The following is a 23,134-nucleotide window of genomic DNA, read 5'->3' as shown; positions in this document are numbered from 1 at the left end:
AAGGAATAACAATGAAAGCACAACCCAAAGCCTCGCATTTCATCGGCGGCACATTCATGGAAGACAAGGCGGGCAAGTCGTTGCCGGTCATCTATCCGGCAACCGGCGAGGAAATTGCCAAGCTCTATTCGGCGACACCCGATGTGATCGAGGCGGCTTATGCGGCAGCGCTGAAAGCGCAAGGTGAATGGGCAGCGCTGAAACCTGTCGAGCGCGGACGCATCCTGCGCCGCACGGCAGAAATCCTGCGCGAGAAGAACAAGAAGCTATCGAAGCTCGAAACGCTCGATACCGGCAAGGCTCTTCAGGAAACGCTCGTGGCGGATGCAGCTTCGGCAGCGGATGCACTGGAATTTTTCGGCGGCATCATTTCCGGCTTCAACGGCGAGTTCGTGGAACTTGGCGGCTCGTTCGCCTATACGCGCCGCGAAGCGCTCGGCATTTGCGTCGGTATCGGCGCATGGAACTATCCGATCCAGATCGCCGCGTGGAAATCAGCGCCTGCGCTCGCCATGGGTAATGCCTTTATCTTCAAGCCGTCCGAAAACACGCCGCTTTCAGCACTTGCATTGGCAGAAGCATACCAGGAAGCGGGCCTTCCCGATGGCTTGTTCAATGTCGTGCAGGGCTTCGGCGATGTCGGTGCCGCGCTCGTCAATCATCGCCTGACGGCCAAGGTCTCGCTGACGGGTTCCGTACCAACAGGCAAGCGCATCATGGCGCAGGCGGGCGAACACCTGAAGCACATCACCATGGAGCTTGGTGGCAAGTCGCCGATCATCGTGTTCGATGACGCTGACCTTGAAAGCGCTATCGGCGGCGCGATGCTCGGTAACTTCTATTCGACCGGGCAGGTTTGCTCGAACGGCACCCGCGTTTTCGTTCACCAGAAGATGCACGAGCGTTTTGTCGAACGGCTGGTCGAACGCACACGCAAGATCCGCATTGGCGATCCGCTGGATGAAGCGACCCAGATGGGGCCACTGGTCAACGGCGCACAGCGCGACAAGGTTCTGTCCTATATCGAGAAGGGCAAGGCAGAAGGGGCGAAGCTTGCCTGCGGTGGTGGCGTGCCGAAACTGCAAGGCTTCGACAAAGGCTTCTTCATCGAACCGACCGTCTTCACGGATGTGACCGACGAAATGACCATCGCTCGCGAAGAAATCTTCGGACCAGTGATGAGTGTTCTGGAATTCTCCGACGAGGACGAAGTAATAACACGCGCCAACGATACCGAGTTCGGTCTGGCGGCGGGTGTGTTTACCTCCGACATAGCACGCGGCCATCGCGTAATCAGCCAGATCAAGGCCGGGACCTGCTGGATCAATGCTTATAATCTGACGCCAGTGGAAGTACCCTTCGGCGGCTATAAGCAGTCTGGCATCGGACGTGAGAACGGCATTGCCGCGCTGGCCCATTACAGCCAAATCAAGACTGTCTATGTCGAGATGGGCAAGGTCGACAGCCCTTATTGACCGCTATAATCGGCCCGCGGAACTGAGGTCGGTTCTGCGGGCGTCGGCGTACAGTCATAGCGGTAAAGCTGTGGCGATGGCACCGCCTGGGGATAGACGATGGCACGTTGCGACCGTTGGCTGGCTGGAACTGATGGTGAATTCCATAACGGCATGGCCCAGGACGGCCTTGTCACCGTATCGGAAGCACCTGTACCTTGAACGGGAATACGTCGACACTCGGTCCCGAGAGTACCGTTCAATCCGGTTGCGCTCGCAACACTGGTGAAGCTGATCAGAGTAAGCACCAAAGCGGCAAAAAACAGTCTCATATCGAAACACTTTCAAAATAACACTGCCAAATGCCCCAAGGTCGACCAGGCCCAAGACTATGAGGCGTCTCCTCAACCCGGCTCCATGGGTACCGACAAGGCCATTCGGGACATCTTCAAACCTGAAACCAAAGATAGAAGATTTATCCAGGCGTTCAACAGCGGGCCTTGAACGAGACGTTCAAACTTCTGCGAACAAGCAGAGGGTCTATTCTGGCATACTATCGAGAATAATTCCTGTCCGGCATCAGACAACATATAGTGATAGCTTCAAGCGGGTTGATTTTTTCAGTCAAAATCGGGAGGTTTCATTTATATTAGAGTTTAATAATATACCGTTGGGTGGCTACCTAAACTCAAAACCTCATGCAAAAGAATTTATTTCTTCAAATAGAATAACGTATAAAATCTACACCTGAACAAAAAATATTGATAATAATCTTGCATGTTATCAATATTTCACACATCGTGCGATTTCATATCGACAACCTGCCCTGGGCTGAATGACTTGTGATGGCTATGGAGATTTCAGTTTCGACCGACATGGTCGACGACAAGCTTCGCAATGAGTTTTGGCGAACTGCAATCAAACCCATGTATGAAATCGTAGCCGAGAACAGGAATTACCAGTTTTCTGGAACAATTGCTGCTCGCGCGTTCGGCACTTTCCAGATCGGAACAACTTCCTTCAACACGCAGAACTACTCACGTACACGCAAACTCATCGCACAGGGTGGGCTCGATCACTATGTCTTGCAGCTTATTACAGGAGGCAATTTACGCGGTGATTTCAATGGGATCGATGTCGTGGCAAAGCCCGGAGATATCATTATTATCGATCTGACACAGACCGTGGAGAGCCATGCATCCGCTGGCTCACGCATCACAGTGACAATCCCCCGCAATGAACTGGAGGGGATGGTAGGTTGGCGTAATTTGCACGGCCTTGTCTTATCAGCGAATGCTCCCCTGACGCGTCTGCTTTTTGATTATCTCCATAGTCTGCAATCATTGATTAGCAAACTGGACAAGACCCAAGCAAAATCAGCGCACGAAGCAATGCTGACACTGCTTGGTGCAGGCATCAACGGCGTTGACAGAGAAGAAATGCAGAGCCTTCCCGTCAATCTTCCCATGCGCAAGAGCATCCTCGCCTATATCGACGATAACCTGTTCAATCCTCTGCTGGGGCCAAATCTTATCGTCCAGAATCTTCGCGTCTCCCGCTCACGCCTTTACCGGACATTTGATACAGAGGGTGGTATTGCCACAATCATTCGTGAGAAGCGGCTCGATAATGCCTATCGCATTCTGGTCGGCGAGCGCAGCAGACACGTGTCATTCAAGGAAATCGCTTATCGCTGCGGCTTTCATGACGGCGCACAGTTTACCAGGGCATTCAAAACTCGTTTTGGCATGTCTCCAAAGGAAGCTCGCGAGACAAAAGCGCCGTTGCTATCGTCAGATATGGGCAACTTCGATTATACGGTACATCTTGCGGAAGAAGCCGCCAAACTCGGTGTTGTCAAACCGTAACCCGCCATCCGGGGGAAAGGCGGTCCAGAAAGTCATCGCACCAGTGATTGACGTCGTGGGTGATCAGAAAAGCCATCATGCTTTCAAACCGCTCTCTACGCTCCTCAAGCGGCATGGAAAGTGCGCGGGCCATGGCATAAGCCATCGCCTCGGTGTCATACGGGTTGACCAGAATTGCGCCGTCCAGTTCCTGCGCGGCACCGGCAAAGCGGGACAGGACCAGCACACCCGGATTTTCGGGATCCTGTGCAGCGACATATTCCTTGGCGACAAGATTCATACCATCGCGCAACGGTGTAACCAGTCCGACAGCAGCAAGCCGATATAGCCCTGCCAGCACTTCCCGGTTCAAAGAGCGATTGATGTAACGTATCGGCGTCCAGTCGACGGTAGCGTTCGCACCGTTCACTCGCCCGGCAAGTTCCGCCACCGCGCGCTGCATGTCCTTGTACTCTGGCACTTCGGAGCGGGATTTCGGCGTGACTTGCAGGAAAGTGACCTTGCCGCGATTACCCGCATCGACCTTCAGAAAATGCTCGAAAGCTTCCATTCGGTTGGTGATGCCCTTGGAATAGTCCAGCCGATCAACACCGATGATAAGATCGCGGTCGAGCATGCTGTCGCGCATGCGCTTTACCGTCGGGTGGCGTTGGGCCTTGTTCGCTATCTCGGCGAATGCGGCTGTCTCAATGCCAATGCCGAAGCGCTCGGCACGGAACTGATGTCCGAAAGCCTCGAACAACCCGTCATCATCGAGACGCTTGCCGATTTTCTCCCGCCGCAGACAGCCAATGAAATTATCGACGTCGTTCTCGGTCTGAAAGCCCACCACATCATATGAAGCAAGGCCACGCATGATCGTTTCATGCACGGGCAACGTGAATAGAATATCGGCGGGAGGCCAGGGAATATGCAGGAAGAAGCCGATGCGATTGGTGACACCGAGATTGCGCAGTTCGGCGGCCAGTGGAATGAGATGGTAATCGTGAATCCATATCACATCCTCCGGCTCGATCATCGGCAGAAGATGCTTTGCAAACATGCGGTTAACCCGGAAATATCCCGCCATGTCCTTGCGCGTGTAATCGATCAGGTCGAGACGATAATGACAAAGCGGCCAGAGCATACGGTTGGCAAAGCCCGCATAATATTCATCGATATCCTTTTTGTGAAGATCGAGCAGCGCGTAGCGAATGGAGCCCACATCACGGATCGCCAGTTCCTGTGTCTGGCGATTGGGGAGTGTCTTGCCGGACCAACCGAGCCAAATACCGCCGCGTTCGCCGAGCGCAGCCTGCAAGGCAACTGCCAGCCCGCCCGCAGGCGCCTTGCCCTGCTCATCGGGCAACGGAACACGATTGGAGACCACGATCAGTCGGCCCATACGTCAAGTCCTTTCAGTATTATTTTCATTCACGATTCCAGAAAGCCAAACCCATAACTCACCCGGGCTTGCCAGTCTGGCAGCGCCCGGATGGTCGATTGCACGACCGATCACAACGGCTGTACCGCCGAGATCGCTTGCTGCACCAAGCATCGTTAAATCCGTCAGATCATCGCCAAATGCGACCGGTGCCCTCCCCACAAATGGCTTCTCTTTCATAAAGCGGCGCAAGGCAGCACCCTTGTCGCTGATTGCCGGGCGCAGTTCGAAAACCATCTTGCCAGACTGCACAATCCAATCCGGCCCGGCGAGCTTCAGTGCCTTCCTGACGAGATTATGCGCCAGATCGGCTTTTTCTGGCGCAGCGCGATAATGAAGGGCAACCGCACTGCCCTTGTCTTCGACGAGAACGCCGCTGACGCGAGATGCAGCCTGCCGTAGAAAATCCTTTGCGATCAGAAAATGTTCGTCCGGCTCGATCAGCTCGACCAACCCGGATGCGTGCCGGAACTCCGCACCGTGCAACGCGGCTATGGGACCGCGATAATCGGGAAAGCGTTCTTCGATGAACGCAATTGCCCGGCCCGTGACCAGTGCCATCGCACCAGACAGCCGCTCGGAAATGATCGAAAGCGATTTTTGCAGACCAATTGGAACGATAACGCCATCGGGGTTGGCGGCAATATCGAGCAGTGTTCCGTCCACATCGAAGAAAAGGGCGTGTTTTTGAAAGTCGATGACCGGCATACCGATCAGATCGGTAGCCGGATCCTGTTCCTTGCTGGGCATGTAAAGGCAAACATTCCCGGCAGCGAATGGTTCCCGAATAAATGCAACACGCGCCGATTCCCTGCTTAGGTCTCGTCGTTCAGGCGGCCCTACGTGCGCCCATAGACATCATCGAAACGCACAATGTCGTCTTCGCCCAAATACTCGCCGCTTTGCACCTCGATAAGCACGAGCGGCAGGATGCCCGGGTTTTCCAGCCGATGGCGGAAGCCACAGGGGATATAGGTCGACTGATTGGTCGTGAGCAGGATCTCGCGATCGCCGTTGGTGACTTTCGCCGTTCCCGAAACGACAATCCAGTGTTCGGAACGATGATGATGCGCCTGAAGGCTCAAGCGCCGTCCTGGCTTCACTTCGATCCGCTTGATCTTGAAGCCATCACCTTCCTCGAGAACCGTATAAGTGCCCCATGGTCGATGCGCAGTGCGGTGGAGCTTGGCCGCTTCATGACCGCTCGCCCGCAGCTTGTTGAAGACCTTTCGCACTTCCTGCGCCTTGTCGCGATGCGCCACAAGCAAAGCATCAGGTGTGTCCACGACAAGCAGATCGTGAACGCCGACGAGGCTGACGAGCCTGGTTTCGGACAAGACAAAGCTGTCGGTCGTGTCTTCTATAACCGTTTCACCGCGCAGACGGTTACCCTCATTGTCCGGCGTGATGAGATCCGCCATCGCTGCCCATGAACCGATATCAGACCAGCCGCAAGACACCGGAATGCAGGCAATATTTTCGGCCTTTTCCATAATCGCGTAATCGATGGAAATCGCAGGAGCAGTCGCAAAATCATCCTTTGCGATTTCGATGGTTCTGGTCTCACCGTTGACGCCGCGCCGGGCATGTTCGAGCGAAGCCTGCACGGAATTGAAAATTTCCGGCGCGAAATGTTGCATTGCTGCGAGCATGGTTCCGGCCGTGAAACAGAACATGCCGGAGTTCCAGAAGTAACGGCCGCTTTCGACATAGGCCTGGGCGGTTTCTGCGTCAGGCTTTTCGACGAAGCGCAGCACGTCGGTGCCTTCGGCCTCGATATAACCGAAGCCGGTTTCCGGATGATCCGGGACGATACCGAAGGTGACAATACGACCGGTTTCAGCCAGTTGCCGTGCCTTTGATACGGCCTCCGAAAATGCCGCTTCGTCCTCGATCAGATGATCGGCGGGCATGACAAGCAATGTCGCATCCGGGCCGTAAGTCGCTGCGGCATGGAGCGCGGCAACGGCAACTGCGGGTGCCGTATCGCGCCCGAGCGGCTCCAGCAGAAACACATTGTCGACCTTGGGCGCCTTCGCATCTGCATAGGCATCAAGTGTCAGGAACAGGAAGTCACGGTTGGTCACTGTGAGGATGTGGTCCACACCGTCGAGCTGGGCCGCGCGCTTGTAGGTCTTGCCGATCAGGGTGCTGCCATCGGGCAGCTCGATGAATGGTTTGGGGTGCGCATCGCGCGAAAGCGGCCATAATCTGGAACCGGAACCGCCGCTGATAATGACAGGAATAAAGCTCATTGCTCAGTTGTCCTTCGTTGCGTTGCGGGCGATGGCAAGTCCCGTTTCCAGAAGCTTCGCTGCCTGGCTCTCATCTGAAGCTTCCACATAGCATCGCAGCTCCGGCGCGTTACCGGAAGCGCGATAATGGACGGCGTTGCCTGAATGGAAAAAGAGTTTCACGCCATCAATCGTCTCGGACCGAACAATCGGATCGGCGATTTGAAACAATGCACTTCGGGTAGATTCCTTCTTCAGCAAGGACAAAAACGCTACGCTCTTTTCCTGCAGGATATTCTGCAGCCTGTCGCTCAGCGCAAAACGGAAATGGAAGCGGACTGCGATTTCAGATAATGGCTTGGCAAGCTCTTTGATGGAGCCAAGGCAGCCGAGAATTGGTAGCAATGCATCGCGGGTAGACAAGGCAGTCAGCACGCGGTCGCCCCGGCTGATATCCGTACCAAGTAACACACCGCCATTGGCTTCGAAACCGAGAACCGCCTCTATGCCCTCGTCGATGGCCTGCGTCATGCCTTCAATAACATAAGGCGACCCCACCCGTGTTCTGATGACCCGCTCGAAATTTTCTTCCAAAGCGGAATTGGACGTCACTGGCGTCACAATCGTTTTGACGCCAAGCCAGTTCGCGGTAATCGCGCCAACAAGATCGCCCCGAACGAAATGCCCTTTCTCGTCTGCGATCAACGGGCGGTCGGCATCCCCATCGGTAGAAACGATAGCGTCGAAACGACTTTCTTTTGCCCACCGGTCGAGAAGCTCAATATCCTCGGAACGAAGGGCCTCCGTATCGACGGGCACAAACACATCGGATCGGCCGAGCGGCACCGCTTCGGCTCCAAGCTCGCTCAGGATACGGACAATCAGGTCGCGCGCCACAGACGAGTGCTGGTAGACACCGACCCGCAATCCCAGAAGGCTTTCAGGTCCCAGGAAACCGACATAGCGCTTCACATAGCTGTCGGTCGCATCTTCACCATGGGGCGCCTTATGCAGGTGACGAAAGGCAAGATTTTCAGGCAGAGCGGCATAGGCCGCGCTGATGCCGCTCTCGTCGTTCTTATCGATTTCGCCGTCGTTGCGATAGAATTTAAGTCCATTGCGATCATCCGGAATATGGCTGCCCGTGACCATGATGCTCGGAGCTTGCTGCGCGATCGCGTAATAGCTCAGTGCCGGAGTCGGCAGAACGCCGCAGTCCACTGGCTGGAAACCCGCATCCTCGATTGCCGCCATACAGAGTGCCGCAATAGCCGGACTGGACGGGCGAAGATCGCGACCGACGAAGACCCTTGTACCCTTCTGCAGCTTTCCAGCATCGGCCAGCATTCCAACGAAAGCAAAAGAATAGGCATAAGCGGGCAAACTATTCAGTTCGTCCGCCAGTCCCCTCAGACCGCTTGTGCCAAATTTAAGCGATTTACCGCTCATGCTTTCCGCCAGATCTTTTCCAATGTCGAAGAGACAGCCCCTGCGAGCGCCTCTAAGCTCAAAAGTTTTGTCATCTTATAATGTGAACATGAAAACTATCATCCCCACAATGGTGCAATCATATGCACCTTATTGCTGGTGATAATCCGTATATGCAGGCAATTTCAAATCCTTAACGTCGTCTGCGTTAACAATTGCTGTTTTGTGCCTTTTGGCGGGAAATATTGCCACCCGAAACGAAAAACGCGACACCGATCACTGAACGATGCCGCGGTAAAAAATTTGCTTGCAGAATGCTACACGAGTCTGGTCACGACATCCCGCAACGATGATTGCCAATGCGGCGCAGACCAGTTGAACACCTTCTGGAACTTGGCAGTCGACAGGCGCGAATTGGCAGGCCGTGCGGCCTTGGTTGGATAATCGGCTGTCGTGATATCCGTAACACTCGCGGTTGGACCGCCAAGCCTGGCGCTTTCATCGAAGATGGCGCGCGCAAAACCGCTCCAGTTCGTGTCACCCGTACCAACCAGATGATAAACACCGAAAGCGGAGAAGTCCGGCGTCGCCGCCAGATGATCGGCCACCTGAATAATCGCATCAGCAATATCAAGGGCGCTGGTCGGATTGCCCTTCTGGTCAGAAACGACCGAAAGAGAATCACGGCTCTCTGCGAGCTTCAGCATCGTCTTGACGAAATTCTTGCCGAAAGGGCTGTAGACCCACGCTGTTCGCAAAATGATGTGCCGTGGATTGGCTAGCGCAACCAGACGCTCGCCTTCAAGCTTGGAGCTTCCATAAACGCTGCGAGGTCCGGTTTTATCCGCTTCGACATATGGTTCTTCCGCATCACCGGCAAAAACATAATCCGTCGACAGGTGGATGATGGGAACACCGCAGGCCTTTGCCCCTTCAGCAACCGCATCAGCGCCCGTTGCATTCACCGCAAAAGCCAGTTCGCGCTCATCTTCAGCCAGATCCACTGCCGTATAGGCGGCAGCGGAGACGACAAGGTCGGGCTTGATCGCGGCGATTGCGCCTTGCACGGTTTCTGGCTTTGCCAGATCCAGTTCCGGGCGGCCGAGCGCAATCACTTCCAGATCGGGACGTTGAGAGGCCTTCTCAAGAAGGCTCTGGACAACCTGCCCTACCTGCCCGGTTACCAGGATTTTCATGCCTTGACCTCTTTCGCAGGTGTGCCGCCAAGACGCTCGCCAGCATAGGTACCGCTGCGGATCGGCTCCCACCACCAGCCATTATCGAGATACCACTGAATGGTCTTCTCAAGTCCAGTCTCGAAGGTTTCCTGTGGCTTCCAGCCAAGCTCACGCTCGATCTTCGAAGCGTCAATCGCATAACGACGGTCATGACCGGGACGATCCGTCACGAAGGTGATCAGGTCGGCATAGCTCTTGCCGCTTGCACGTGGCCGCTTCTTGTCGAGAATGGCGCAAATGGTTTCAACCACATTCAAATTGGTGCGTTCTGCGCGCCCACCGATATTGTAGCTTTCGCCCAGTTTGCCTGTGGTTGCGACCAGTGCCAGAGCACGGGCATGGTCCTCGACATAGAGCCAGTCACGTACGTTTGCCCCCGCCCCGTAAACCGGCAGCGGCTTTTCATCGAGTGCGTTGAGAATGACAAGCGGGATCAGCTTTTCAGGGAAATGGAACGGCCCATAATTGTTCGAACAATTGGTCAGCACGACCGGCAGGCCATAGGTTTCATGCCATGCGCGGACCAAATGATCGGACGCAGCTTTCGAAGCCGAATAAGGCGACGACGGCTGATATGGCGTCTCTTCCGTGAAAATGCCGCTGTCAAACGGCAGATCGCCAAACACTTCATCCGTCGAAATATGATGAAACCGGAAAGCCGACTTGCGCGGCTCCGGCAGTTCCCGCCAATAGGCGAGTGCGGCATTGAGCAGGCGGAATGTTCCAACAATATTCGTTTCGATAAACGCACCCGGACCATCGATCGAACGATCAACGTGGCTTTCAGCAGCCAAATGCATAACCACATCGATTTCATTGGTGCGCAGGGATTCCAGAACGCTCGTGTCGTCACAAATATCGGCCTGAAGAAAGCTGTAATTCGGGTGGTTTTCAATCTGACGGAGAGATGCCAGATTGCCCGCATAGGTTAGCTTGTCGAGATTGACGACATTGACCTTGGGATCAGACGCCAGATGACGGCACACTGCAGAACCAATGAAACCTGCGCCTCCCGTAACAAGAATATTCATATCATTCCTCAAGCAAAAACTTCTGCATCTGCTAGAAACGGCGCATTCTTATCCTTTTCTGACAGTTGCACATCAGAAGTTGGAATTGGCCATTCTATACCTATTGCCGGATCATCAAAGCGGATTGAACGATCATGCTCCGGCGCATAATAATCTGTGACCTTATATAAGACCTCTGTGTCCTCGGTGAGTGTCATGAAACCGTGAGCAAAACCCTTTGGAACCAGTATCTGATTCCATTTTACAGCAGACACTTCCTGAGCGACCCATCTACCGAAAGTTGGTGAGCTTTTGCGGATATCAACGGCAACATCCAAGATCGCACCGCGAATAACGCGCAGTAATTTATCCTGAGCAAACGGGGGCAGTTGATAGTGAAGACCACGTACAACTCCTCTAGCTGCTGAATAGGAATGGTTATCCTGAACGAAATTGAAGACAATACCCGCTTCACTTAGTGTTTTGGCCTTATAGGTTTCGGAAAAGAACCCGCGATCATCACCGAACCTTTGTGGAAGTATCTCGAAAACACCGTCTAAACCTAAAGGGCGGACTTCCATCAGTTTTTCCCGAGTTCATCAACACGTCGACGCAAATAAGCTGCATATTCGGTTTTGCCAAGCTTGGCTGCGCGTTCCAACACCGCATCACGGCTGAGCCAGCCTTTATCCAGCCCGATTTCTTCGGGACAAGCGATTTTGATTCCCTGACGCTTTTCAATAGTCTGAACAAATGAAGATGCTTCGTGAAGACTGTCATGTGTACCGGTATCAAGCCACGCGTACCCACGTCCGAAGCGCTGAACGTTTAACTCACCCCGTTCGAGATAGACATTATTGACTGTTGTAATTTCTAGCTCGCCACGCGCGGACGGTGTTATCGAACGTGCGATATCGACGACTTGATTGTCGTAAAAATAAAGACCTGTGACGGCCCAATGAGACTTTGGATTCTCGGGCTTCTCTTCTATCGATATTGCTTGGCCGGTCTTGTTATCAAATTCGACAACACCGTAACGCTGCGGATCGTCCACACGATAGGCGAAAACAGTTCCGCCCTTGATGGGCTGGGAGGAGAGTTGTGACAGTTTCGAAAGACCGTCACCAAAGTAGATATTATCACCAAGTATCATGGCTACGCTGTCATCGCCGATGAAGTCTCGACCAATGATAAAGGCTTCAGCCAGCCCGTTAGGGTGTGCCTGTTCAGCGTAAGAAAAATTAATACCGAAATCAGAACCGTCACCAAGCAGCTTTTGGAAAAGTGGTAGGTCGTGCGGTGTCGAGATGATTAGGATTTCGCGAATTCCAGCTAACATAAGAACGCTAAGCGGATAATAGATCATCGGCTTATCATATATCGGCAGAATTTGCTTTGAAACTGCGATTGTTAAAGGGTACAGTCTTGTACCACTACCGCCAGCCAGAATAATCCCCTTCATGCGTTTTCACTTCCTATCATCTTATTTCTTTCGTTTCGTTCATATAAGCACGTAATATGCCTAAGATGATGGCTTCGATTTGACGACAGCCAGAGCTACCTAGTGAACCGAGAATTCAAAGAATGACCAATAGTGTTTCAGCTGCTGATCCTCAAACCAATAAGCAGCCATTGCTAACGATTTCAATCGTAACATTTAATCCTGACTTTGATGAACTCAAAAAAACGCTGGACAGCCTGAAAATTGCACTAAATACGTTCGCGCCCAGATCTTTCTCAATCTCAATTGTGGACAACTCCTCTGACAACGAAGTTGCCTCTTTTTTGCTGCGTTGCTATCCAGAATTGCCAGTTAAACTCATTGAAGGTCACGGAAATATCGGCTTTGGCCGGGCTCATAACCTCGCAATGCAGCAGATGGGTGAATTTCATCTCATTCTCAATCCAGATATCCAGCTCGATCCGGATGCACTGACAAAGGCCCTCGCGTTTATGAGAGACAATGAAAATTGTGGCCTATTGAGTCCTCATGCCGCTTGGCCAAATGCGCAACGACAATATCTATGTAAGCGCTACCCGGCTGTCTTTGACTTAATCATAAGAGGCTTTGCACCCAAGATAGTTCGCTCGCTTTTCTCCGCACGATTGGCGCGATATGAATTGCAAGCTGAAACGCAGAACGCCGTCTTTTGGAACCCTCCCACCGTGAGCGGGTGTTTTATGTTTTTTAGAAGCACTACTTTAAGCAATACAGGCGGTTTCAATGATAAATTCTTCTTATATTTCGAGGATTTCGATCTTTCTTTAAGATCGCGTAAAATTACCGACACAGCTTATGTGCCCACAATAAGAGTGATCCATGCAGGTGGACATGCTTCGAAGAAAGGATTTTGGCATATAAGGGTTTTTATCAAGTCCGCAATGACCTTCTATAAAACCCATGGACTTAAAATATTCTAATATTTAGAAAAAACCAAACAATACTATTGCAATAATAAAAATATATTTATGATTTACTTTTATTTTTTGAGCATCAAGAATATAATGAGGATCGTCCTCACTCGGCAATCGGATATAACGTGCCGATTGCCTTGCATAATCCCGATGGCGTCATCAGCCCGCCATTGGCATAAGAGCCGGAAAATTCTAATTCCCGGCGGTCCAATCTTGGGGCTCAGTGCACACCCCCGGACGAACTCAAAATTGGATAAAACTTGAGGCAAAGGTCAGGATATCGCCACCCGTGCTAGGCGACTGCAGTGACCGCAGCCATCAAAGCGCATCGAAGATCGTGCTTGCACCGGTCAGCAGTTACCGCAGGATGCCTTGGTGCGAGAGACGATTTCTTCGTTATCGACAAGGTATTGATGACGGGCCTTGATGGAAGTCCCGCCGACGCAGCATTCGATCTGAATGTTGATAGCATGCTTTAGGCGAAAAAATTTCGCTTGATAACAGCCAGATGGCGTTGTGGGGAGTGCTGCTCTTCTATTAGCTTCAAAGCGGCTCTCCCCATAGAACGTCTAATCGAGGCACTGCTGCGAATTTTTCTTACCGCTTCTACATAGGCCTCGATAAGTTCTTCATCCGACAGGTGCGGATCAACTAATACGCCGGTGACTCCGTCGATAACGATCTCAGGAATCCCGCCCAACCTAGGAGCAACGACAGGCATCCCGGCCCCAAGTGCTGAAAGAAGGACAGTCGGTATCCCGTCGAACCGCGATGTATAAAGGAACAGATCAGACTGCCGGTAAGGGATATCTTCGAAGGAGGAAAATGTCCCCTTAACTTCGACATTGCTGTGGGTTTGTAGTTGCAAAATGTCTCCTGTTCCCAAGACAGCAGCCCCCCAGACCTCAAGCGTTACTGATGGAAACTCCTCTTTTAATGCATCGGCAAGAAGAGGAAGCAGTTCAGGACGTTTCTGTGGGTCGAAACGTGACGCCCAAATGATACGATCATGTAGGTCTTCGAAGCGGCTGTCTATTTCTTCCGCATCAGTAACTCCACTGGCTACCGAATACAGTACGTCTTGCTTGCCCGCCATATATGGTAATCGGGCGCGGTCTGCATCATTTATATATTTATTGTCAGAGAGAAAGAGCGATATTGTTTCGCCATACTCTGAAATAAAGTTGAAGTCGAAGCCAACGGTGAACGGTAGTGACTGCATTTCAAAGGAACCGTCACAGAAGCGAAGAAGTACACTTTCGTGATCCGTCAGCAGTTTGCCATACCTACCCCAGAAACGATAGCCGTAAGGCGAGCTTTTGATATATACGCGCGAGCCTGGTGCGAAAGCCTGTATTGTCCGCAAAGTCACCAGGTCAAGCGTTTCTTCTGACGCCAAGCGGCAGAAATAGGCAATGTCACACGTCGTAACTTGCTCAGGCAGTCTATCGAGCCACTGGTGCTCACTGAGTCTCATCCCGAAAACGAAAAGGATTTCCTTGGCTGGATCAAGCGACAACAAGTTGTCAATGATATTGAGAATTACCTTCTCAGCTCCGCCCATCGTGAAGAATGGTAGTATGAAGACATCGGTAAACCGCTTTCCTCCAAGCAGTTCGCAAACTTGAAAATATGCGCTGCCCGCTGCAAGGTCGTCTTTTCGATTTGAGAATGTATTCGAGGGATTTATATGACGAAGGTCAATAGCCGGATCTATAAAATTGGCCGCTGAGCATAACTCCAACAAAAATGTTGAAGATGTAAACGCGGAGTACAGGGTCTCTCCCGAAGCTGCCGGACATTTTTCCATGCTATTATATTTCTGGTATGCAGTTGCACATAAATCAATGTACTTTCTTGGAAGAAAATATTCAGAAAATGGTATAATTTTACTAGATGACGAATTAACAGTGTTCAGCATGCTGACACCTTTCTTCCTGTAAAAGAAAACAGTGTCAGGACAGACAATCAATTCAAAACCGTTTGCAGCGAGACTAGCATTGTGATGCCAATCCTCGTAAGCATATGGACCATTAACCGGTACATTGGCTAGCCGTATTTCTTGAGCATGTTCACGGGCCAGAAATGACCGTGAAATGAATGGATGATGGTCAAATAAGGCTAGCTCGTTAACCTCTGCCAGTGAGAACATCTTGTACAGGTGATGCTGACCGCCAAATGCCACCAACCAATCGGGAAATAGCACGGCTTTGCCTTGAAGCTTTTCTGCCTGCTGGTACATGTCTGAAATCAGGTTATAGGAAATTAAGTCGTCCGCATCGCTAAGTGCGACATACTTTCCTTCGGCTACATCGATACCCGCTTGACGGCATGGTCCTAGAGAGCCAACTGACACTGTAATTCGCTTGACATTCGCGAAAGCGGCAAAGTCACTTTGCTCCAGAGCATGTGGGATGGAGGGGTGTGGATTATCCTGAACTATAACGAGTTCAGTAGTAATGCCGCTTTGCGCCGCAAAATTCGCCGCGTCGGAGAACGACCATATCGTGCGGGCCAAATATTTTGCGTCATTGTGGACGCTAACAATTATTGAAACGTCATACTTGATCGGAGATGGCATGAGTTTACCTAAAGAAAATGTTAGCAACTTTACGGGCAGCTCTCAACGCATGGCCGATGCCTGGCATTTCGTAGAGCCGATTGATTTTACGACCAAGCCGTACAAACTTGGAGTGCCGGTACATTTCAACCTCAGCGTTTAATTGTTGAATCGCCTCAACGCCAGACTGCCCGGAATCGCGAGTGACGCGATAAAGCTTTTCTGCATTCAGTTCTCGTGCCAGTTTTGATACCTTCGTCTTGTAAAGGCTGGTCTCAGAGCGTAGTTCGTTCAGACGGTTATTCAACGTTTCAATGACTTCAGCTTTGGAAGCTAATGACTGCTCGAGAAATTCAATCTTCTTCCAGGGGGATAGGAACGACGGATATGAAAGTGTGGAAATAACCGACGTTGTTTTGACGTCCACGCCCCATAAGCCTACAAAGTAAAAGCAGTTCGCTTGAGACGGAGCGACGTGAGAGGCGGGAGGAATAACAGAAGCAGTCGATACTTCAGAGGCGTTGAGAATATCCAATAGCCGCGCATCCTCTTTCAACGATACCCCATCATTCACGGGAACATTGACTATCCCCTGTGTTGGGGTCCCGAAAAGCCACCCATTAGCCTTTCCAAGAACGCCTTCTGTCAGCGATTTGAATTCGTCGAACGTGTACACGCCAAGATGGAAGGGGTTGTCGTTTTCGTTCGAGAAATCGTTCTTTTCGTTCGGGCAACTTATTACAATAATTGCCCCCTTATTCAGCAGCTTCTTGATCGCTTTCAGAAAAATCACCGGCTCCCGAAGGTGTTCGATGGTTTCGAAGCACGCAACCATATCAAACTTCTTTCCATTGAGAAGCTTGTCGACTTGGTGTGCATCATATTTATAGAAATTGACCTTATCGTTCGCGAACAGCTTATTGGCGTTATTAATGGCGTCGTCCGAAACGTCAACCCCCACCACCTCTTTGGCACCCCACTTTGAAAGCAGTGCAGAGCCGTAACCTTCGCCACAGGCGATGTCTAGAACAACTTTATCGGCGCATATCGAGCGCAATATCTCATATCGCCCGACGTGCTGGCTGGCATAAAATGGATCATAATGATCACTTTCCAAATGCATACGTTCTTCAGACATGAAGCCTCCCGCAGAGCGAATTTAAGGTATTATTGGTGAGTAGCCCTAGCCGAAAAGGCGAGAAAGCTTGCGTACAGCAGAGCGCAGGGTCAGGTTGTTAGGTCGCTGTGGCTGCGTTTGTTGGGATATCCCCTGTAATAGGCGGCGCCTCTCGTTATCCAGATCCATGATCCAACGGGTGAGATGTTCGGTTTCAGAAGCAACCCATGTTGAACGACCGCTGTCGTCGTAAGGAACAGATATACCGTTTTCAACGTCTAAAGGCGCGGTTATGGCCGGTACCAAACGGTCAGAGACGAGACGGTGTTTAACACCGTTTTTGGTCAGAAAGGCGGAATAATTCTTGTAATTCTGTTCGTAGCAGCGTTCGAATTTAGAAAAATCGGAGTGCTCAATAATATAGTTGAGGTCGACTGGTCTAAAGTTGTCCACCTCAATCGTAGGAAGTCCGAAAAGCGCCGTCAGTTCACGAATTCTGCTATCGTACGTAAAGTAGGCAGAAGGTATGCCTTGATGAAGCGCAATAACATTCCCGTGAAGACGAAATCCGATCATGAAATCCACGTTCTTACCGACGTGCTCGGACCAGTCGTCAATCGTAAAAGGACTGTACACACGAGTTGAGAGGAAGTGCTGCGCGGCATCAGAGTTCGGAAGGTCGAACTGAACTCTTATTCTGTCTATCTGCTGTTGCTTTTCCTCTCCATCGACAAGTGTTGAGAGAGTTTCTTCGCGTTCTCCTTGCGAGTACAGAAAAGAGTTGCCACGAGCGATACATTCTAAAAACAATGAACGTTGAGTACGAAGGGCCTTGATCCAATTTGAAGCATACTCACCCCAAAGATACTTGTTGAGAGTAAACCCGACAGCAATATTGCACGTATCTGTCGGCTTTTTTATCTCAACTCGTGAGGAAGTAGAGCGGTAGAAGCTGGGGCAACCGATAACGCTAATGTTCTTAATTCCCAGATCATTTAACACTTCAGCGGAGTAGTTTCCCCGAACGCCCATTGTCTCGCACTTGTCGGCCATTACATGGAGAGCCTTTATTGTTCCATTGTGCAGCGACATTTTCTTATATGAAGGCGCTTGGACACCAATGCCAAGAGGAATGATCGGAGTATTAATTTTTTTAAGGACGTCGACCATGTATCCAAGATCAATCGATTCAGTGATGTAGTTCGATCCTCGAATAATGGCGGTATCAAAATTGTATTCGTCCTGAAGCTTGCCCATGCCTTCCTTGATCTGGACATTTCGTACTTCGTCATAAGTCAGCTGCTTCAAGATGGAGTCGAAGACCAACAGGTCGCCAGTATTGACATCTCCATTCCGGAAGTGTGTTATCGGGTCTGAGAATGGTAGACGTGCTGTCGCCAGACCCTCCTTTTGCACTATAATGCCTCCTCCATTAAGTGTAAGTAGCTTGGTCAATGTCTTCCCTTTATTTGAATGGTGATGAACGTCCATTTCGATGGTGAAATCCAGAACGCATCGATTATGACATTCAGGTTTTCTATGAAATGACCCGCGATAATACGAACAAAGTTGCAGCAAGATTCGGTACAACGAACGTAGTTCGCGAGAAATGCTTCAAACGATTTATTATCATTCTCGATTTCGAAGCGCCAGCAAACGACAACCCACGCTCTTGATGGCTATTGTTCAACAGAAACGAAATGTAAAATCCAAGCGCCAGAAATATCGGCAGAAGTTGAGCCGAAGAGAAGATAATTGATCTGGGCATGGACTTCACTCACTTAACAATAACTACGAACTGCCGAAGCACCCCCGTAAAGACTTAATTGCATAGATTTTGCTCCAATGACAACGACAAATATTCGCCCCTACCGATGGAAGGGGCCGATAGCGTGGAGCGGGACAAGCGGCAGCTATCGGCGCCGGCGGACTTTTTATTCTCTAGTGCTTGCACCAGATGCGAACGATTTGAAACGCTTTGTCAACGAGGACCGCGCGTCAATCAGTTCCTCAAACGACATTTCGGTGACCGGCTTTGGCAATTGGTTCTGATTGTTACCGCGATGGTATCGTATCCGCGATGCGCAAAGCTTCGATGCTTTCAATGAAATTAAACAACATCGCCGCGCCAGGTGGTACAGTTCTATCCATTATGTACTCGTTAATATGTAAGACGACATTCAGGCCTCGGTGAGATGTAGTAATCGATCAGACGTAGCCTCGTAACCTTGGTTGCCGTTGCGTGCCGGGACTTTTATTGGCAGTTTCCCTATACCGCTATCCATCGTGATGACGCCATCCCCCTTTATTTTCGGATGAAAAACCGGCTTAGTGGGTGGCTAAGCATTTGTCATTCGCACTGCAATTCGATAAGGCAGTCGTATTCAGAACTAGAGGGACGCGGGAATGAAAACGATACTGAACAGAATCCGTTCGCTAGCTTCTAGTGTCAGCAAATATCCTTCAGATCAGGAAGCCGATCCAATCTTTTCCCTCCGGCATGAAACGGCCAGCGTTACCAACTACGAAAAACTCTACGCGCAGAACTATTACGCTCATCAATCCGACTCCACATCATATGATGTTGAACGGTTCCCACGACTACTTAGACAGTTGGCTGATGAACTTGGCGTCGATAGCCTTCTAGATATCGGTGGCGGTAACGGAAAACTCTCCCAAATCTGGCGCAACGGCGGTGGGAAAGCCGCATCTCTAGACTATTACGACAACCCAGAAGCTTTTTGTAAAAAGTTCGATTTATCTCGAAATGAAAGCAGTAAAACATCCGAAATTTCTTCTTTCCTTTCGAGATCACTTGGAAAATCTTGGATTTCCACCTGCCTAGATGTGGCAGAACACATTGACAACGAGCATCTTGCTGACTTTATGCTGAATCTGAAAAGCATAACTGGCAAAGCTCTTGTTATCTCCATCAGCACGCGTCCAAGCTCGCAAGCCAATAGTTTTCATTCGACGGTCATTCCAATTGAAACCTGGAAAAAAATTTTCCAAACATCCGGCTTCGAAATTTACTCTGACAACTATTTTGATGAACTGGTTCGAGACGTTCACTTTGTAGGAACTGGGGCGGAGATTATATCTGTTTCTCATTGGCATAAGGTCAACCCTTTTCGAGATACCAAGAACCACCAGCATTATTTGATTGTACGGAATAATCAGAGAAAGAAACCGTTATCTCTGCCCGATCTTCGAAAGAAACTATCGGATATTCTGGACATTTCTTACCGGTGGAGAAAACGAGCCTTAGACCGCACATATCCCAAGCTAACATACTCTATTCATTTCATCCAAGATTGGGCCTTCGTCCGTAGCATCATGGATACTTGGCCGGCCGATCTATTGCGTGTCACTTTGCGGGAAGATTGCATCAGTAAATCATACCTGAAGGTAATTAAAGGATTTTTGACCCAAAAGGGTATCGAATTCACGATATTACATACGTCACATGATGCTCGTTCACTCATGTCCCCATCTCCTCACGAGAGCGAGATATGGATGACGGCAACTGAAGGAAATCACAGTGTTACCCATCAGTTAAACACCTCCGTCATGGCCATGGCGCGCGAGGCTGGATATCATACCGTTTCGCTCCAGCACGGGATGACGATTGCATCCTCAATATCCCCGGCCTCAGAAGTGATTGGTGTCTGGGACAGCAAGGCGAGTGGCGCTTTTGCTGCTGCTGTGGCAGACCCTTCAGCCCACACTATAGAGGTTGTTGGTTCACCTAAGGCTATCGATGCATCAATTGAACAACACATAGATGCCATCGCTAACAGGTTTGGTGACTGGACCAATGAATTCGAGAGCAAGCTTTTGGTTGCACTGAACCTTCATTGGTCGGTTCATCGCCACGGAGCGAATGAAACCCATTCATGGATCGAACGTTTAGTCACTCGTAATCCCGCACAGCTGTTCTTCGTAAAGCCTCATCCCGACGACAGTTCAATTTATGATTTTGTTTCTAGGAGGTTATATAAAAATATCATTCTGATTGATGATATTCTACTCACCTCAATGGACTGGCCCTTGATGCGGCTTTTAAAGGCAGTTGACGGGGTAATTACTACACAATCAACACTTATTCTTGATGCACTTATAGCTGGCACACCAGTTGCTCGACTTCCGGTGGAGGAGTTGAAAGCCTTTGATTCCGGTCTAAACAATGCTTCCTTCCCGTTTGATGATATTTCGATCATACCGATGATATCGCATGATGAATGGAGCCAAGGCGCTATTCCAATTGCGTTGTCAAACCCGACGATTTCTCTGCCGAAAGCCTTCGGTAATCATCCGTGTTTTTTCTCAAACATCATTGCTTTGAGCAATAATCGGAAAAGCCTAAATGCCAGTTCTGTTAAGGCTTCTACAGCTAAGGCTCTTTCTGAGGCGATGCAGCATTTGAACCTAAATGGCAATCCACATAAAGATATTTATGCAATTGATGCGGCGCTGGAGATATTTCTTAGCTAGATTTATTCCACTACTTATTTCTATGTGACCTGCCACTGAGAATTTCCTCCGGAATGGATTAGAATCCGGCCCGATAAAGGACGGACGAATGAAGAAGCAGCGATTTACGGAAGAGCGTAAGCGGTGTGCTGCTGGAGAAGCATACCGCCGTTCGCAAGGGCCGCATCCATGACGGCAAGGTCATGGTTATGCGATCCAACCTGCGCTGGTGCTCGGACGGTCTGGAGTTCACCTGCTGGAATGGCGAGGTCATTCGTCTCGCTTTCATCATCGATGCCTTCGACCGGGAGATCATTGCCTGGACGGCAGTTGCCAATGCGGGCATCTCCGGCTCGGACGTGCGCGATATGATGCTGGAGGCGGTCGAGAAACGCTTCCAGGCAACACGAGCCCCGCATGCTATCGAGCATCTCTCTGACAACGTCCTAAGTGCGGAAGAAAAAGGGCTTGGCAGACAAAGTTTCTCTGCTCGTCAGCATGCTCACGCTGCATGACGCTCGTCAAGTCACATCGTCGAACCAGGCGGCTTCCACTGGCATGGGAAAAGGTCTCGTCCATAGCAAACACAGGGTCCATCATTTTGGCCCTCACCGTCCTTAACACGAGCTTCTGATCCAGGTGGAAGACCCAAGCATTGTCTACAGGATCATCCGAAGGATGCCCTCACGGCTCTAACTGAAAGAGGTTCTTCCACCTGGTACCCGCCCTTCAACGAAGGGCCGGTAGTCTGAACCGCTTTTGACGACGGCGTGTACGACACGCGCCATCTTGTAACGGCCCGATTGTTACCGTGGAGAATATGTCTTGACGCGGGCGACGATCTCTTCGTCATCGACAAAGCATTCGAGGAATTCTTGCCATTTTGCGGCTGATTTGCGTGCGTCGGCCAGCAACTGTCTGAGTTCATCGATGCCGTCGTCCGTCAAAGCGGAAGTGGTTTGATCGTCGCCGGTTACGACGGTGATGATATTGCCATAGGTCAGGTTGTCGTCATTGTAGATGATCGCTTGAAGAAGATCGACATCCTCTTCGAGCATTTCGGCAACATAGTCGAGCGTGAAGACAAATCTGACCGTCGCCATCAGGCTGCCTCAGCGTGTTCTGCTGCGAGAGGCTTCCAGTTCCAAGGGAGCAACTCATCGAGCCGATTGATTTTGTGATCATGAATGCGGTCGAGCACATCGGCCAGATAAGCCTGCGGATTGAGACCGCTCATCTTCGCCGTTTCGATGATCGTCATGGCACGTGCCAGAGTTTCTGCGCCAGTATCAGCGCCCGCGAATAACCAATTCCGGCGTCCTACTCCTATCGGCCTCAGGGCTCGCTCCGCAGCATTGTTGTCCATGGCCACACGCCCGTCCTCCAGGAACAGGGATAATGACGGCCATCTGCTCAGCCCATAGCGCAAAGCCTTCGCCAGTTCGCTTTTGCCCGGAATGCGAAGCAACTGCTTTTCCGCCCATGCGCGCAGTTCCTCGACCTTTGGCTTGCTGTGCTTTTGACGCGTGACAAGCCGTACATCGGCGGGCCGACCTGCAATATCCCGCTCGATATCATACAGCGCGCCGATCTGATCGAGAGCCTCGCGCGCAATCTCGGATTTGTTCGCGGTCCAGATGTCATGAAAGTCACGCCGCCAATGTGCCCAGCAGGAAGCTTCGCGGAAGCGGCGCTTCCCGTCCGATCCCGGCTCATATAACTTCGCATAGCCTTTATAGCCATCAGCCTGAAGGATGCCGCTCGCCTCTCGCAGATGATGGACGTGTTCTTCCTTCCAGTCGGGAGCGAAGTAATAAACCGCACCCGGCGGTGCGCCGCCTGCCCATGGACGCTGATCGCGGACATATGTCCAGATCCTGCCCTTCTTCACACCTTTGCCCAGTCCCTTGTCGC

Annotated in this window: 17 protein-coding genes and 1 pseudogene; 5 read left to right on the top strand and 13 right to left on the bottom strand. The window is 51.0% G+C overall.

Annotation, left to right across the window (positions count from 1 at the left end; translation table 11 throughout):
- Positions 1–11 precede the first annotated feature (11 nt).
- Both betB and AAE521_RS23760 read left to right on the top strand, forming a co-directional pair.
- On the top strand, positions 12–1,475 hold the full coding sequence (gene betB, locus AAE521_RS23765) for a betaine-aldehyde dehydrogenase (RefSeq protein ID WP_342062722.1): 1,464 nt from the start codon (positions 12–14) through the stop codon (positions 1,473–1,475).
- Between the two features lie 824 nt (positions 1,476–2,299).
- Complete coding sequence (locus AAE521_RS23760; RefSeq protein WP_342062721.1) at positions 2,300–3,322, top strand: helix-turn-helix domain-containing protein; 1,023 nt, start codon at positions 2,300–2,302, stop codon at positions 3,320–3,322.
- Here the strand turns inward: AAE521_RS23760 and otsA are convergent.
- From otsA to rfbA, 8 genes are all read right to left on the bottom strand, one after another.
- Positions 3,312–4,706: an alpha,alpha-trehalose-phosphate synthase (UDP-forming) gene (otsA, locus tag AAE521_RS23755; RefSeq protein WP_342062720.1), complete on the bottom strand. Its 1,395-nt coding sequence runs from the start codon at positions 4,704–4,706 to the stop codon at positions 3,312–3,314. The two genes, AAE521_RS23760 and otsA, sit on opposite strands and share 11 nt — an antisense overlap.
- Before the next feature lie 3 nt (positions 4,707–4,709).
- Positions 4,710–5,495: a trehalose-phosphatase gene (otsB, locus tag AAE521_RS23750; RefSeq protein ID WP_342062719.1), complete on the bottom strand. Its 786-nt coding sequence runs from the start codon at positions 5,493–5,495 to the stop codon at positions 4,710–4,712.
- 89 nt (positions 5,496–5,584) lie between these two features.
- Positions 5,585–7,000 carry a mannose-1-phosphate guanylyltransferase/mannose-6-phosphate isomerase gene (locus AAE521_RS23745; protein WP_342062717.1) on the bottom strand — a complete coding sequence of 472 codons (1,416 nt, stop codon included), beginning with the start codon at positions 6,998–7,000 and terminating at the stop codon, positions 5,585–5,587.
- A gap of 3 nt (positions 7,001–7,003) precedes the next feature.
- Positions 7,004–8,428, bottom strand: coding sequence for a phosphomannomutase (locus tag AAE521_RS23740; RefSeq protein ID WP_342062716.1), 1,425 nt, complete (start codon positions 8,426–8,428; stop codon positions 7,004–7,006).
- A 296-nt stretch (positions 8,429–8,724) separates the two neighbouring features.
- Positions 8,725–9,603: a dTDP-4-dehydrorhamnose reductase gene (gene rfbD / locus AAE521_RS23735; protein WP_342062714.1), complete on the bottom strand. Its 879-nt coding sequence runs from the start codon at positions 9,601–9,603 to the stop codon at positions 8,725–8,727.
- Positions 9,600–10,676: a dTDP-glucose 4,6-dehydratase gene (gene rfbB, locus AAE521_RS23730; RefSeq protein ID WP_342062713.1), complete on the bottom strand. Its 1,077-nt coding sequence runs from the start codon at positions 10,674–10,676 to the stop codon at positions 9,600–9,602. Before rfbB ends, rfbD begins: the two co-directional genes overlap by 4 nt.
- 8 nt (positions 10,677–10,684) lie before the next feature.
- A complete protein-coding gene (rfbC, locus tag AAE521_RS23725) occupies positions 10,685–11,236 on the bottom strand; it encodes a dTDP-4-dehydrorhamnose 3,5-epimerase (RefSeq protein ID WP_342062710.1) in 552 nt (183 codons plus the stop codon).
- Complete coding sequence (gene rfbA / locus AAE521_RS23720; RefSeq protein ID WP_342062708.1) at positions 11,236–12,117, bottom strand: glucose-1-phosphate thymidylyltransferase RfbA; 882 nt, start codon at positions 12,115–12,117, stop codon at positions 11,236–11,238. The genes rfbC and rfbA overlap by 1 nt, the downstream gene beginning before the upstream one ends.
- A gap of 122 nt (positions 12,118–12,239) precedes the next feature.
- Between rfbA and AAE521_RS23715 the strand changes: the two genes are divergently transcribed.
- Positions 12,240–13,076 (top strand): glycosyltransferase family 2 protein, encoded by an 837-nt coding sequence (locus AAE521_RS23715; protein WP_342062706.1) that lies wholly within the window; start codon positions 12,240–12,242, stop codon positions 13,074–13,076.
- 469 nt (positions 13,077–13,545) lie between these two features.
- Here the strand turns inward: AAE521_RS23715 and AAE521_RS23710 are convergent, their stop codons facing one another.
- Genes AAE521_RS23710 through AAE521_RS23700 form a run of 3 tightly spaced genes read right to left on the bottom strand, consistent with a single transcriptional unit; the run spans position 13,546 to position 18,163 of the window.
- Positions 13,546–15,651, bottom strand: a complete 2,106-nt coding sequence (locus tag AAE521_RS23710) for a glycosyltransferase (RefSeq protein ID WP_342062704.1) — start codon at positions 15,649–15,651, stop codon at positions 13,546–13,548.
- A 4-nt stretch (positions 15,652–15,655) separates the two neighbouring features.
- Positions 15,656–16,768, bottom strand: coding sequence for a class I SAM-dependent methyltransferase (locus AAE521_RS23705; protein WP_342062702.1), 1,113 nt, complete (start codon positions 16,766–16,768; stop codon positions 15,656–15,658).
- A 45-nt stretch (positions 16,769–16,813) separates the two neighbouring features.
- Positions 16,814–18,163, bottom strand: a complete 1,350-nt coding sequence (locus tag AAE521_RS23700) for a polysaccharide pyruvyl transferase family protein (RefSeq protein ID WP_342062700.1) — start codon at positions 18,161–18,163, stop codon at positions 16,814–16,816.
- 990 nt (positions 18,164–19,153) lie between these two features.
- On the opposite strand from AAE521_RS23700, the gene AAE521_RS23695 reads away from it, so the two are divergent.
- The gene (locus AAE521_RS23695) at positions 19,154–21,241 is read left to right on the top strand and encodes a capsular polysaccharide export protein, LipB/KpsS family (RefSeq protein ID WP_342062698.1); all 2,088 of its coding nucleotides are present in this window, start codon (positions 19,154–19,156) and stop codon (positions 21,239–21,241) included.
- Positions 21,242–21,402: 161 nt separating this feature from the next.
- A pseudogene (locus tag AAE521_RS23690) lies at positions 21,403–21,663 on the top strand (DDE-type integrase/transposase/recombinase); the annotation flags it as partial.
- Between the two features lie 363 nt (positions 21,664–22,026).
- On the opposite strand, the gene AAE521_RS23685 reads toward AAE521_RS23690, so the two are convergent.
- Complete coding sequence (locus AAE521_RS23685) at positions 22,027–22,323, bottom strand: hypothetical protein (RefSeq protein ID WP_125303268.1); 297 nt, start codon at positions 22,321–22,323, stop codon at positions 22,027–22,029.
- Positions 22,323–23,134, bottom strand: an 812-nt coding sequence (tnpC, locus tag AAE521_RS23680) for an IS66 family transposase (RefSeq protein WP_342062695.1), incomplete at its 5' end; no start/stop codon positions are given. The genes tnpC and AAE521_RS23685, both read right to left, overlap by 1 nt.

This window comes from Brucella cytisi, from assembly GCF_038433355.1.
GTDB lineage: Bacteria > Pseudomonadota > Alphaproteobacteria > Rhizobiales > Rhizobiaceae > Brucella > Brucella cytisi.
This window is presented reverse-complemented; position numbering and strand designations above follow the sequence as displayed.

Coding starts and splice junctions, on each gene's coding strand:
- betB (WP_342062722.1), top strand. CDS start 12: ATGAAAGCACAACCCAAAGCCTCGCATTTCATCGGCGGCACATTCATG.
- AAE521_RS23760 (WP_342062721.1), top strand. CDS start 2,300: ATGGCTATGGAGATTTCAGTTTCGACCGACATGGTCGACGACAAGCTT.
- otsA (WP_342062720.1), bottom strand. CDS start 4,706: ATGGGCCGACTGATCGTGGTCTCCAATCGTGTTCCGTTGCCCGATGAG.
- otsB (WP_342062719.1), bottom strand. CDS start 5,495: ATGCCCAGCAAGGAACAGGATCCGGCTACCGATCTGATCGGTATGCCG.
- AAE521_RS23745 (WP_342062717.1), bottom strand. CDS start 7,000: ATGAGCTTTATTCCTGTCATTATCAGCGGCGGTTCCGGTTCCAGATTA.
- AAE521_RS23740 (WP_342062716.1), bottom strand. CDS start 8,428: ATGAGCGGTAAATCGCTTAAATTTGGCACAAGCGGTCTGAGGGGACTG.
- rfbD (WP_342062714.1), bottom strand. CDS start 9,603: ATGAAAATCCTGGTAACCGGGCAGGTAGGGCAGGTTGTCCAGAGCCTT.
- rfbB (WP_342062713.1), bottom strand. CDS start 10,676: ATGAATATTCTTGTTACGGGAGGCGCAGGTTTCATTGGTTCTGCAGTG.
- rfbC (WP_342062710.1), bottom strand. CDS start 11,236: ATGGAAGTCCGCCCTTTAGGTTTAGACGGTGTTTTCGAGATACTTCCA.
- rfbA (WP_342062708.1), bottom strand. CDS start 12,117: ATGAAGGGGATTATTCTGGCTGGCGGTAGTGGTACAAGACTGTACCCT.
- AAE521_RS23715 (WP_342062706.1), top strand. CDS start 12,240: ATGACCAATAGTGTTTCAGCTGCTGATCCTCAAACCAATAAGCAGCCA.
- AAE521_RS23710 (WP_342062704.1), bottom strand. CDS start 15,651: ATGCCATCTCCGATCAAGTATGACGTTTCAATAATTGTTAGCGTCCAC.
- AAE521_RS23705 (WP_342062702.1), bottom strand. CDS start 16,768: ATGTCTGAAGAACGTATGCATTTGGAAAGTGATCATTATGATCCATTT.
- AAE521_RS23695 (WP_342062698.1), top strand. CDS start 19,154: ATGAAAACGATACTGAACAGAATCCGTTCGCTAGCTTCTAGTGTCAGC.
- AAE521_RS23685 (WP_125303268.1), bottom strand. CDS start 22,323: ATGGCGACGGTCAGATTTGTCTTCACGCTCGACTATGTTGCCGAAATG.